Origin of the sequence: Burkholderia cenocepacia (assembly GCF_900446215.1) — a bacterium.
GTDB lineage: Bacteria > Pseudomonadota > Gammaproteobacteria > Burkholderiales > Burkholderiaceae > Burkholderia > Burkholderia cenocepacia.
In genome coordinates this window covers 849,984-861,896 of record NZ_UAQZ01000013.1, presented here as the reverse complement: position 1 = coordinate 861,896, position 11,913 = coordinate 849,984, and the positions used below count along the sequence as shown (strand labels likewise).

Genomic DNA, 11,913 nt, shown 5'->3' with positions numbered 1-11,913 from the left:
CGATGTCGCTGCCGTTCTCTCCCGCACGCGCCGGTTCGGCTGCGCCGATGCTCAGGAAGCGGTGCCGCAGGTACGCGAGCAGGTACGCCGGATGGTGCTCGCACCAGGCGGCCGACGCGTCGAGCACGCAGCCGATGCGCGACGCAAAGGTCTTGCGCCGCGCGACGTCGTGCTGCAGATGCGCGAGATCGCGTGCGAGCTCGCCTTCGAGCCAGTGCGCGAGCACGGCTTCCTTCGTCGGAAAATGGTTGTACAGCGTGCGTTTCGCGACATCGGCCTGCGCGGCGATCTGCTCCATCGTGACGGCATCGTAGCCGTGCGCATCGAACAGGCGCGCGCCGGTCGCGGCGAGATGCGCGAGCATCTGGATGCGTTTGCGCGCGCGGCGGCCCGGATCGTCGGTCGGAGTCGTCATGGCAGGGGATTGACTGAAAGTGTGCGGATTGCATTAGTATACGACGTGCACTTTTTTGAATCCAACCTTTTCCGCCGTGCACGAGGAGCCCCGCATGAAACTCGTCATCGCCACCTACGGCACCGAAGGCGACACGCGTCCGCTCGCGGCGCTCGGTCGCGCGCTGCTGGATGCCGGGCACGACGTCCGGCTGCTGGCCGACGCGGCGACGCTCGGCTCGGCCGCCGCGCTCGGCGTGCCGTCGGCGCCGCTGTCCGGCGATATCCGTCGCGCGATCGCACCGGAAGGCGCGCTGGCCGATGCGGTGCGCGGGAGGGGCGGCTTCAACGATACGTCGAAGGCGCTCGCGGCGATCGCGAATGCGAACACGGCCGCATGGATGCAAGAAGTCGCGGACGCGTTGGCCGGTTGCGATGCGCTGCTCGTGTCGGGCCTCGCGTCGTTCGTCGGGCTGTCGGTCGCCGAGTATCGCCGCATACCGGCGATCGGCACGGGCATGATCCCGATCACGCCGACCGCCGAATTCGCGTCGCCGTTCCTGCCGCCGGGGAAGCTGCCGCGCTGGCTGAATCGCACGAGCCATCGGCTCGTGAATGCGCTGCTGTGGCACGCGTTCAGGAAGTCGACCAATGCGGCGCGCGCCAGCGTCTGCGGATTGCCGCCGCGCAAGCACGTGTGGACCGATCATCCGATGCTGTATGGCGTGTCGCCGGCGCTGCTGTCCGGCCCGGCCGACTGGCCGGCGAACGTGCACGCCTGCGGCCAGTGGCGGGTCGACGCGCGTGCGTGGACGCCGCCGCCCGAACTGTCGGCGTTTCTCGACGCGGGCGAGCCGCCCGTGTACATCGGGTTCGGCAGCATGGCCGGCTTCGATCGGGCGGCGCTGGCCGCCGCGCTGACGCAGGCGCTGGCCGGCCGGCGCGCGCTGTTCTATCCGGGCTGGAGCGGCATCGATGCGTCGCTGCTGCCGGCGCACGTTCGCGTGATCGGCGACACGCCGCACGACTGGCTGTTCCCGCGCGTCGCGATGGCGATGCATCACGGCGGGTCGGGCACCACGCATTCGGCGGCGCGGGCCGGCATTCCGTCGGTGGTCGTGCCGTTCGCGGGCGATCAGTTCTTCTGGGCGAACCGGCTGCAACGGCTCGGTGTCGCGGATGCGCCGGTCGCGGGGCGGCGCGTGGAGGCGGCCGCGCTGGCACGGGCGATCGCGTTTGCCGAACGTGGCGAGACGAAGGCGCGTGCGGCGGCGCTCGGCACGCGCATCGCGCAGGAGGAGGGATTGCAGCGGGCCGTCAGTGCGATCGAACGATGGGCGCGACCGCGCGCGAGGTGAGCGCGCGCCGCGGCATCAGAAATGCCCGGTGAAACGGTAGCGGCTGCCCGGGTGCCACAGATTCGCGATCGACGCGACCAGCCCCTGCGACCACGTGCGCCGATGCAGCAGCAGGCACGGCTCGCGGTCGTCCATCGTCAGGTGGCGGCGCGTTTCGGCGTCGGGCATCGCGGCCTCGATCCGGTATTCGACGCGCTGCAGCGGCGCGACGCGCGTCAGGTACTGGTTCGGCGTCGTCGTCGTGAAGTCCTGCAACGCGTATTCGGGCGCGCAGGCCGGATTGACCCAGCGTTCCTCGAGTTGCACGGGCGTGTCGTTCTCGAAATGCAGCACGCGCGAATGGAAAATCGGGCTGCCGGTGTCGAGCCGCAGTTCGTCGGCGAGCTTCGCATCGGCGACGGCCGCGCCGACCTGCAGCACCTGCGCGCGATAGCCGTGGCCGCGCGCGGCGACTTCGTCGGAGATGCTGCGGATCGCGACCAGCGTCGATTCGTATTTCGGTGACGCGACATACGTGCCGGAGCCGCGCGTGCGCGTGAGCACCTGTTCGGCCGTCAGCTCGCGCAGCGCGCGGTTGACGGTCATCCGCGCGACGTTGAATTCGCGTGCGAGCTCGTTCTCCGACGGCACCTGGTCGCCTTCCGCCCATTCGCCGGCATGAATGCGCGCGAGGATGAAGTCCTTGATTTCCTGATAGATCGGTGTGGTCATGGGATCACGATTTCTGGGTCGGCGGCGGGCCGCCGCCGAATGCCGATCCGGCGCGCGCCCGGCGCCGAGTGTACCGGTTTCGCGGGCGCGCCGGCCCGGATTCCCCGAATGATCCCTGTTCGGCCGGCGCGCGTCCATGCGGGATTGCACAGAGCGGCCGGCCTGCGACGGCTCGCTTGCGGTCAGAACCGATGCCGGATGCCGACCGTCGCGACCACCTGCGTGCGGGTCGACGAAGCCGCGACGCCCGTGACGTTCGCGAACCCGAGCGTCGCGCCCGACGGCACGCCGAACTGGTGCTGATACACGGTTTCCGCATACACGTCGGTGCGCTTGCTCAGCGCGTAGTCGGCCATCAGCGTCACCTGGTGCCACTTCGGCCGGTGGCTGCCGGTGGCGTCGTCGTAGCGGCCGTCGGTGAACGTATAGGCACCGGCGAACGAGACCGCCGGCGTCAGCGCATAGCGCGCGTTGATCTCGTAGTTGTCGAAGCGCAGCGCGTTCAGCGCGCCCGGCAGCGACGACGCGGCCGTTTCGTCGAACATCGCGTGCGTCCACACCGCGCCGATCGTCAGCCGGTCGAACGCGTAGCTGCCGCCGGCGCCCATCACGCGCTGCCGGACGGCCGGGAAGTTCGGCGCGTCGTTGGTCGACAGTGCGCCGCCGGCCGTCAGCCCGCCGCGATTGAGCTGCAGGTACGCGGCGCCGACGCTGACCGGCCCGTTCGCATACGACACGCCGGCGCTGTATGCGCGGTTGTTCGCGAAGCCGCCGGCCGCGTTGCCGAACCCGTACAGGCCGCCGAACTGCCAGCCCGCGAGTGTCGGGCTCGTGTATTTCACCGCGTTGTCGATGTAGAACGAATCGTCGAGGTTGTCGTTGTCGAACGGATGCGACGCGAGGTTGTTGCCGTCGCCGTTGTTCGCCATCGCGAGCGGGCCGAGATAGTCGACCACGGCGTCGTACTGGCGGCCGAGCGTCAGCGCGCCGTATCGATCGCTCTGCAGGCCGACGTACGCGCGGCGACCGAACAGCGTGTTTCGATAGGACTGCGTGCCGTTGTTCAGGTTGAAGCCGCTTTCGAGCCGGAACAGCGCATGCAGGCCGCCGCCGAGATCCTCGTTGCCGCTCAGCCCGAAGACCGTATTCGACAGCAGGCCGCTGCCTTGCTGCCACGCGCTTTTGCCCGACTGGTTGTTCGTATAGGCGATACCGGCATCCAGCATCCCGTAGAGCGTGACGCTGCTTTGCGCATGCGCGACGGCGCCGAAGCATGCGAGCGAGAGGGTACCGACGACTGCTTTTTTCATTGCGTGTGTTTCCTGGAAAGGCCCGTTGCGACGGGAACGGCGATCCGCCGCGCGGATCCGTGCGTGCGAATCGATGAAAAAGGGGGCGTGCGTGACGCGTGTCACGCGCGGCGGTGGCGAACGAACGCCGCTAGTGCTGCAACAGGCGGATCGCGCCGAACTCGGCGGCCGGCAGCAGGCGCAGGATCGACAGGATCGCGGGCGACGCCTGTGACCGTGCGACTTCGAGTTCGATGCACGCGCGCCCGGTGCGGCGGTCGAGCGCGGCCGTGTAGCAGTTCAGTGCGGCGCCGACGGCCTGATGCAAGCGACGCCGCACGACCGCGAGGTTGTCCGATTCGACGCGGATCGACAGCAGCACGAGTGTGTCCGCGGGAGCGCGACGCCGCGAGCGAGCGGGCGGCAGATGGCGTGAAGCAGTGGATTCGGTTCTGGTCGGTTTCATGGGCTCATCCCCGGTCGCGGCGCGCGGTGCACGGCGGAGATCTCGTTCTCGACATGGCGCCCATTCTAGAAATCGCCGCGGCGAGACGGTGTATAGACTCGCCGCGCGTCTGCAAAGGATGCGTAAACGCGCTGCGCCGGCGACCGAAGGCGGAAAGGGCAGGATGAGCCGGCGGCGGCCACGCCGTCGTTGGACGAACGTCAGGCCGGTTCGGAAAACACGGTGCGGTGGCCGACAAGGTCTAGACAGGTGCCGGGCTCTGCCCAGCTGCCGCCGTACGCCGCAAGAAAGCCTCCATTCAGCCCCGCGTAATCCATAATTAATTGAAAATTAAGGAAAATCCCGTCGACGCCCCTAATCCGCCGACAATTAGAGATAAACACGGATTGCTGACCCTATCCTGGAAAAGGCAAAGTTGTATGTACAACTTGGAGCATCGCCGGAACGCGCGATTACCCGGTTGGAAGGATTCACGGCGGGCAGCCCGACCGGAATCCGCCCCAGTTCGCCTCTGACAGGAACGCCATGAAGAAACTCGCGCTCAGTATTGCCCTCGCCTGCCTCGCGGTCGGTGCCCACGCCAAGGATTGGTCGACGATCCGTTTCGGCGTCGACGCCAGCTACCCGCCGTTCGAATCGAAGGATGCAAGCGGCAAGGTCGTCGGCTTCGACGTCGACCTCGGCAACGAGATCTGCGCCCGCCTGAAGGCGAAATGCGTGTGGATCGAGAACGATTTCGACGGGATGATCCCGGCGCTGAAGGCGAAGAAGTTCGACGGCGTGCTGTCGTCGATGTCGATGACGCCGGCGCGCGCCGAGCAGATCGCGTTCTCCGACAAGCTGTTCAACACGCCGACGCGCCTCGTCGCGAAGAAGGGCGCGAACCTGCAGCCGACGGCCGAATCGCTGAAGGGCAAGTCGGTCGGCGTCGAGCAGGGCACCATCCAGGAAACCTACGCGAAGGCGTACTGGGCGCCGAAGGGCGTGCAGGTCGTGCCTTACCAGAACCAGGACGGCGTGTACCAGGACCTGATGTCGGGCCGCCTCGACGCGGCGTTGCAGGACGCGGTGCAGGCCGACATCGGCTTCCTGAAGACGCCGCGCGGTGCGAACTTCCAGTTCGCCGGCGGCGACATCGACGATCCGAAGACGCTCGGCAACGGCGCCGGCATCGGCCTGCGCAAGGACGACGCCGACCTGAAGGCGAAGATCGACCACGCGATCGCCGACATCATCAAGGACGGCACCTACAAGAAGCTCGAGAAGAAGTACTTCGCGTTCGACGTCTACGGCGGCTGACCGCCCGGGCAGCGCGCATCGATGGCGGCGCGCCGCCTGCGTTGCCGGATGCCGCCCCGTGCGCGGGCCGCGTCCGGCTTGATGAGCAGGCTGCATCACGTCGTGCGCAGAACTCGTTTGCTGCGCGCTTAATGGCTATTGACAATCCAGCCACCTCGTTCTGGGTTCCTCATATGATCTTCCAAGGATTTGGCCCGCTACTGTGGGCCGGCACGGTCGAGACCGTGAAGCTCGCGGTGCTGTCGCTCGCCGCGTCGCTGATACTGGGCCTCGCGGGCGCGGCCGCGAAACTGTCGGCCAACCGCGTGCTCAAGTCGGTCGGCACGTTCTATACGACGCTGATCCGCGCGGTGCCCGATCTCGTGCTGATGCTGCTGCTGTTCTACGGGATCCAGATCCTGCTGAACGATGTGACCGACCTGCTCGGCTGGGACCAGATCGACATCGACCCGTTCGTGGCCGGCGTCGTGACGCTCGGCTTCATCTACGGCGCGTACTTCACCGAGACGTTCCGCGGCGCGTTCCTCGCGGTGCCGCGCGGCCAGCTCGAAGCCGGCTTCGCGTACGGGATGAGCGGCTGGCGCGTGTTTCACCGCATCCTGTTCCCGCAGATGATGCGCTTCGCGCTGCCGGGCATCGGCAACAACTGGCAGGTGCTCGTGAAGGCCACCGCGCTCGTGTCGATCATCGGCCTCGCCGACGTCGTCAAGGCGTCGCAGGACGCCGGCAAGAGCACGCTCGATTTCTTCTTCTTCACGCTGGCTGCGGGCGCGATCTACCTCGCGATCACGACGGTGTCGAACGTCGTGCTGCATCACCTCGAGAAGCGTTATTCCGTCGGTGTCCGGAGGCTCGCACTGTGATCGAACTCGTCAGCCAGTACTGGCAAAACTATCTCTATTCCGACGGCTACCGCTTCAGCGGCCTCGCGATCACGCTGTGGCTGCTGGTCGTGTCGATCGCGTTCGGTTTCGCGCTCGCCGTGCCGCTCGCGATCGCGCGGGCGTCGTCGAACCGCTGGATCTCGGGCCCCGTGTGGCTCTATACGTACGTGTTCCGCGGCACGCCGCTGTACGTGCAGCTGCTGATGTGCTACACGGGCATCTACAGCCTGCAGGTCGTGCACGACCACGTGCTGCTCGACACGTTCTTCCGCAACGCGATGAACTGCACGCTGCTCGCGTTCGTGCTGAACGAATGCGCGTATGCGACGGAGATCTTCGCGGGCGCGATCAAGGCGACGTCGTCCGGCGAGATCGAAGCCGGGATGGCCTACGGGATGTCGCGCTTCAAGCTCTATACGCGCATCATCCTGCCGTCCGCGCTGCGCCGCTCGCTGCCGAGCTACAGCAACGAAGTGATCCTGATGCTGCATGCGACGACGCTCGCGTTCACCGCGACCGTGCCCGACATCCTGAAGGTCACGCGCGACGTCAATTCGGCGACCTACATGTCGTTCCAGGCCTACGGCATCGCAGCCGTGCTGTACGCCGTCGTGGTGTTCGCGCTCATCTGGGCGTTCCGCAAGCTCGAGACGCGCTGGCTCGCGTACCTCGCGCCGCGCAGCCATTAACGCATCCGCAAGATCCGCAACGAAGGACCCAGCATGTACAAGCTTACCGTTGACAACCTGCACAAGAAATTCGGCGACAACGAGGTGTTGAAGGGCGTGTCGATGAAGGCGAAGGCCGGCGACGTGATCAGCATCATCGGCTCGAGCGGCTCCGGCAAGAGCACGTTCCTGCGCTGCATCAACTTCCTCGAACAGCCGTGCTCGGGGCAGATCACGATCGGCAGCGAGCCGATCCAGACCACGCGCGACCGCAACGGGTCGCTGCGCGTGGCCGACCAGAAGCAGTTGCAGCGGATGCGCACGAAGCTGTCGATGGTGTTCCAGCACTTCAACCTGTGGGCGCACATGACGGTGCTCGAGAACGTGATCGAGGCGCCGATGGCCGTGCTCGGGGTCGGCAAGGACGAAGCGATCGCGCGGGCGCGCAAGTATCTGGAGAAGGTCGGCCTCGCGCCGCGCGTCGAGGGCATGTATCCGTCGCATCTGTCGGGCGGTCAGCAGCAGCGCGTCGCGATCGCGCGCGCACTCGCGATGGAGCCGGAAGTGATGCTGTTCGACGAGCCGACGTCGGCGCTCGATCCGGAACTGGTGGGCGAAGTGCTGAAGGTGATGCAGAAGCTCGCCGAGGAAGGGCGCACGATGGTCGTCGTCACGCACGAGATGGGCTTCGCGCGCAACGTGTCGAACCACGTGATCTTCCTGCATCAGGGGAAGATCGAGGAGGAGGGCGATCCGCAGCAGATCCTCGTGAATCCGAAGAGCGAGCGGCTCGGGCAGTTTCTGTCGGGGCGGTTGAAGTAATAAACGCGTCTGCCGGTTGCATCGCAACGCCCGTGAAGTCGCGCAGGCTTCACGGGCGTTGATGCGGGTAACGCCTGCTATTGCGCGAGCGCGTCCGTCAACGGCCGCTGCGCGACCTGTACGAGAGTGTCGCGGCCGGCGCTCGGGCTCGACCATTGCAGATGCATGCTGGCCGGCCCGCTCGCATGCACGTACTCGACGCGGATCGGCACGTTCCGCTTCTGCGACAGGTGGATGCGGCCCTTCGCGGTCGCGAGTCCCGGCTGCTCCTTGTCGATCACCTTGCGGCCGTCGATCCACACGCGCGCGACGTTGTCGCTCGTCACGCTGAACGTGTAGTTGTCGGCCTTCGGAATGTCGAGCGCGCCGGTCCAGCGGATCGCATAGTTCGTCGCATTCATCCCCTTCGACGCATCGGGCGAATCGGTGCCGCGCTCGGTGTTCAGGTCGAAATCGACCAGCGGCGTGATCGACGAGAACACCGGCGTCGTGAACGTCGTGTCGTTGTAGTACGTCGCGTTCAGCACGCGCAGCCGCGAGCTGAACGCGCTCGCGAGCGCCTGCACCTCGGCCGTGCTCCACGGGTGACCGTCGGGGTAGAGCGTGCCCTGGAACGGCGTCGCCGGCTCGACGGTCGCCGGGGCGGACGCCGTCTGCCCCCAGTGGAAGCGCGTATTCGTGCGGCCGATCATCAACTCCCACACCAGGAAGCCCGTCTTGCCGCCGTAGGTGGATGCGATGCCGGCCATCGTCTGGCCTGCCTGGCCGCCCGGCCAGCCGCGCTGCAGCGTTTCCGAATTCAGGCTGTCGAGCAGGCTCGGCGGCAGCGAGTAGTCGGGCGTCGTCGCGTTGAGCGCGTACGGGTGGAACGCATGGAAGTCGGAGAAGTAATCGCCTTCCGGCTCCTGCACGTTCGGCGAATTGATCGGCTGCGTCGCGCCCGCGTTCAGGATCGCGATGCGCGCGTCGTTCATCATCAGCGCGCGCGTCGGCTGCAGCGCGCCGTTGCCGCTGCAGCCGGGCTCGTTCATCGGCTCCCAGTACAGGATGCGCGGGTCGTTGCGGTGCGCGGACACGAAATCGGCGATGTAGTGCTGCAGGTCCTGCTTGTAGGTGGTCGACGCGCCGGCCGCGATCGGCTGCAGGTACTGCTGCTCGACCGACTGCCCGGGCGACTGCACCCAGCGGCTGTTGTGCACGCCGAAGATCGGCGCGGGCTGCGGGCCGTACGCGGGATCGACGTGCCAGCAATCGTCGTAGAAGATCGGCGCGACCTTCAGCCCGTGGCGCGCGGCGATCTCGAGCAGGCTGTCGAACTTCGCGAGGAACGCGTCGCGATCGTTGACCCAGTTCAGGTAGTGCAGGTACACGGTGATCGTGTTCATCCCGTACGTCTGCGCGTAGTCGAGCTCGCGGTCGACGATCGCCGGATCGTAGTGCTGCCAGAAATCGATCGCGTTGACGGCATTCCACGGGTTGTACACGGCGCCCACCACGCGCGAGAAGTCGTAGGTTTTCGGCGCGACGTCCGGATGGCGGCTCACGGTCACGTTGCTGAACGCGACGCTCGCGCCGAAGCGGCGCAGCCCGAACGCGCCCGCGCGCAGCGCGGTCGTCAGGCCGCTCGTCGCGTCGTTGATGCTGATCACCTGCGCGCCGTCGACATACACGTCGATCGCGTTGTTGCGCGTGACGACCTTCAGGTGATGCGTGCTGCCCGGCACGACCGCGGGCGCCGGGTAGTCGATGAAGTCGGTCCAGTTGTTCTGCTCGCGGCCGACCTGCACCACGTGGCGCACCGCGTCGAGCCCGATGTAGTAGCCCGTCAGCGCATCGGTGCCGACCGACGGGTTCGTCACGTGCACGATGAAGCCCGCATTCGCGGTATTCGCGCCGGGCGCGGGCGCGCCGATCGTCACGTCCGCTTCGTACGACGCGTGGCCGTACGCCGGATGCTGCGCGTTGGTGACGAGCTTCGCGCCGTCCGTGCTCGTGCCGTCGATCCGGATCGTGTTCGTGCCGCCGCTCGTCCACGCCGGACCGTACGTATCGAAATCGGCGAGCGTCAGCGTTTGCGTGTCGGTCGCGACGGGCGGCGGCGGCGGCGCATACGGCGGCACGCCGCGCGACGACACGCGCAGCGCGGGCGTCGGCCCCGGCAGGCCGAGCGTGACCAGCTGGTTCGGGAAATGCGACGGGCCGCCGTGACCCATGTTCATGAAATCGCTGGATGCGGCGGCGTTGGCCGTGGCCGCACTGTCGCTGGACGCGGCATCGACGGGCGCATGCGCGGCAAGCGCGGATGCCGACGGGGCGGACGAATCATCGCCGCCGCACGAGGCGAGCAAGACGAAGACCGCCAGCGCGGCGGGCTTGAGACGAGACGTGATAGTCATTCTGGACTCCGGATCAATGGGGAGAAGCGGACGACTGGTGACTCGATGCGGCTGAAGCGGTGCCTCGACGGCAAGCGTCGCGGCACGATGCGCGTGTGATGTGCGGACGGCACGGAGCGGGCCGCGCGGCGGGTTCGCGCGCGGTCGCTTCCGGTCACCGTCTCGTCGTGTTGTTCTGTCGTGGCCCGGGGTTCTGCCCGATGCCGACGCAAGTATAGAAATGACGGAGAAATATTACTAATAATTTAGTGATGGTGTTTACCCTCGAATGGGCGGCAACCGAGGGCAAGCAGGGGGCCGACAGGGTGTGCAAGCACGCGCGGGCAGCGAATGTGCCGCCCGCGTCGCAGGGGTGTGTCGGAAGGAGGAAGGGGCGCGCCTACGCGCTCGCCGATTGCGCGGCCGTCTCGACGGTCCGCACCGACCCGCGCTCGACGAGCGGCCCGTCGAGCTTGATCGCGCGGCGGCGCACGGGCATGCCGACCGCGCGGTTCTGTTCTTCCTGCAGCAGGATCTCGACCGCCCAGCGGCCCAGCTCGTAGTTCGGCAGCACGATCGTCGACAGCGGCGGGTGCGTGTGCCGCGCGATTTCCTGGTCGTCGTAGCCGAGCACCGAGATGTCGTCGGGCACGCGCATGCCGAGATGCTTGACGGCCTCGATCGCGCCGATCGCCATCAGGTCGTTCGCGCAGAAGATCGCGGTGGGCGGGTTCGGCTCGCGCAGCAGCGACAGCGTCTGCTCGAAGCCGGTGTCGGAGCCCCAGTCGCCGTCGCGCACGAGTTCCGGCGCGAACGGGATGTCGGCCGTGGCCAGCGCGGTGCGATAGCCCTTCAGCCGGTCCTTCGCGGCGTCCTGCCACGGTTCGCCGTTGACGTAGCCGATGCGCCGGTGGCCCGCGCGCAGCAGGTATTCGGTCGCCGCATGGCCGCCCGCGACTTCGGCCGGCACGATCGACGACAGCCCGCTGTCCGTCGTGTAGCAGTTGAGCAGCACGGCCGGCACGCGCAGCAGCTCGGCCGGCAGCGCGACCTTGCGCGTATAGACGGTCGCATAGACGACGCCGAGCAGGTTCGGCATCGCGAGCACCGATTCGAGCACCTGGCGCTCGATGTCGACGTTGCCGTGCGTCGAGTACACGGCGAGCAGCTTGCCGTTGGCATACGCCGCGTCGCGCGCGCCGTCGATGTTGACGACCGGGTGCGGGCTCGTCGAGATTTCGTCGGCCAGATAGACGATCAGGTCGCGCTCGCCGCCGTGCGTCATCGTCACTTCGCGCGGCAGGAACCGGTAGCCGAGCTCGTGCGCGATCTTCAGCACTTTTTCGCGCGTGGCGTCCGAGAACTTGGTGCCCGCCGCGTTGTTCAGCACGAGGGAGACGGTGGATTGCGACACGCCGGCAAGCTTGGCGATGTCGGTCATCGTGGGGCGACGTTGAGTAGAGCGTTTCACGGTAGGAGCGCGGTCCGGCCTCGGCAGGATGGGCAAATAAAGTCGGTGATGAACAGCGGGTCGGATCAATCTGACCCGACGGTAACATCGGCCATTCGGGCCGGCAATCAAGCTTTACGCGTGTTCCGCCGGATGCCTGGATGTCCGGATAATAATATCAACAAATATTATTGACCA

Annotated in this window: 11 protein-coding genes; 5 read left to right on the top strand and 6 right to left on the bottom strand. The window is 67.0% G+C overall.

The annotated features are described in order from the left end of the window. A partial coding sequence (locus DTA15_RS26560; protein ID WP_146774347.1) for a TetR/AcrR family transcriptional regulator occupies positions 1-415 on the bottom strand: 415 nt, incomplete at its 3' end. Positions 416-509: 94 nt separating this feature from the next. Between DTA15_RS26560 and DTA15_RS26555 the strand changes: the two genes are divergently transcribed. Beyond that, entirely contained in the window at positions 510-1,751 is a 1,242-nt protein-coding gene (locus tag DTA15_RS26555) for a glycosyltransferase (RefSeq protein WP_006482537.1), read from the top strand. A 15-nt stretch (positions 1,752-1,766) separates the two neighbouring features. Here the strand turns inward: DTA15_RS26555 and hutC are convergent, their stop codons facing one another. From hutC to DTA15_RS26540, 3 genes are all read right to left on the bottom strand, one after another. After that, the gene (gene hutC / locus DTA15_RS26550; protein WP_006482530.1) at positions 1,767-2,462 is read right to left on the bottom strand and encodes a histidine utilization transcriptional repressor HutC; all 696 of its coding nucleotides are present in this window, start codon (positions 2,460-2,462) and stop codon (positions 1,767-1,769) included. 182 nt (positions 2,463-2,644) lie between these two features. Beyond that, positions 2,645-3,772 (bottom strand): porin, encoded by a 1,128-nt coding sequence (locus DTA15_RS26545; protein WP_006482532.1) that lies wholly within the window; start codon positions 3,770-3,772, stop codon positions 2,645-2,647. Between the two features lie 130 nt (positions 3,773-3,902). After that, positions 3,903-4,217, bottom strand: a complete 315-nt coding sequence (locus DTA15_RS26540; protein ID WP_006496057.1) for a hypothetical protein — start codon at positions 4,215-4,217, stop codon at positions 3,903-3,905. Between the two features lie 525 nt (positions 4,218-4,742). On the opposite strand from DTA15_RS26540, the gene DTA15_RS26530 reads away from it, so the two are divergent. From DTA15_RS26530 to DTA15_RS26515, 4 genes are all read left to right on the top strand, one after another. After that, positions 4,743-5,516, top strand: coding sequence for an ABC transporter substrate-binding protein (locus DTA15_RS26530; RefSeq protein ID WP_006482536.1), 774 nt, complete (start codon positions 4,743-4,745; stop codon positions 5,514-5,516). Positions 5,517-5,689: 173 nt separating this feature from the next. Further along, the gene (locus DTA15_RS26525; RefSeq protein ID WP_006482533.1) at positions 5,690-6,379 is read left to right on the top strand and encodes an ABC transporter permease; all 690 of its coding nucleotides are present in this window, start codon (positions 5,690-5,692) and stop codon (positions 6,377-6,379) included. Then, complete coding sequence (locus tag DTA15_RS26520; protein ID WP_006482521.1) at positions 6,376-7,089, top strand: ABC transporter permease; 714 nt, start codon at positions 6,376-6,378, stop codon at positions 7,087-7,089. The genes DTA15_RS26525 and DTA15_RS26520 overlap by 4 nt, the downstream gene beginning before the upstream one ends. Positions 7,090-7,122: 33 nt before the next feature. Beyond that, the gene (locus DTA15_RS26515; protein WP_006482526.1) at positions 7,123-7,890 is read left to right on the top strand and encodes an ABC transporter ATP-binding protein; all 768 of its coding nucleotides are present in this window, start codon (positions 7,123-7,125) and stop codon (positions 7,888-7,890) included. A 77-nt stretch (positions 7,891-7,967) separates the two neighbouring features. Here the strand turns inward: DTA15_RS26515 and DTA15_RS26510 are convergent, their stop codons facing one another. Together DTA15_RS26510 and DTA15_RS26505 are read right to left on the bottom strand one after the other, a co-directional pair. Next, on the bottom strand, positions 7,968-10,286 hold the full coding sequence (locus DTA15_RS26510; protein ID WP_006493771.1) for a PA14 domain-containing protein: 2,319 nt from the start codon (positions 10,284-10,286) through the stop codon (positions 7,968-7,970). Positions 10,287-10,665: 379 nt separating this feature from the next. Further along, positions 10,666-11,706 (bottom strand): LacI family DNA-binding transcriptional regulator, encoded by a 1,041-nt coding sequence (locus DTA15_RS26505; protein ID WP_006496055.1) that lies wholly within the window; start codon positions 11,704-11,706, stop codon positions 10,666-10,668. Positions 11,707-11,913: the final 207 nt, after the last annotated feature.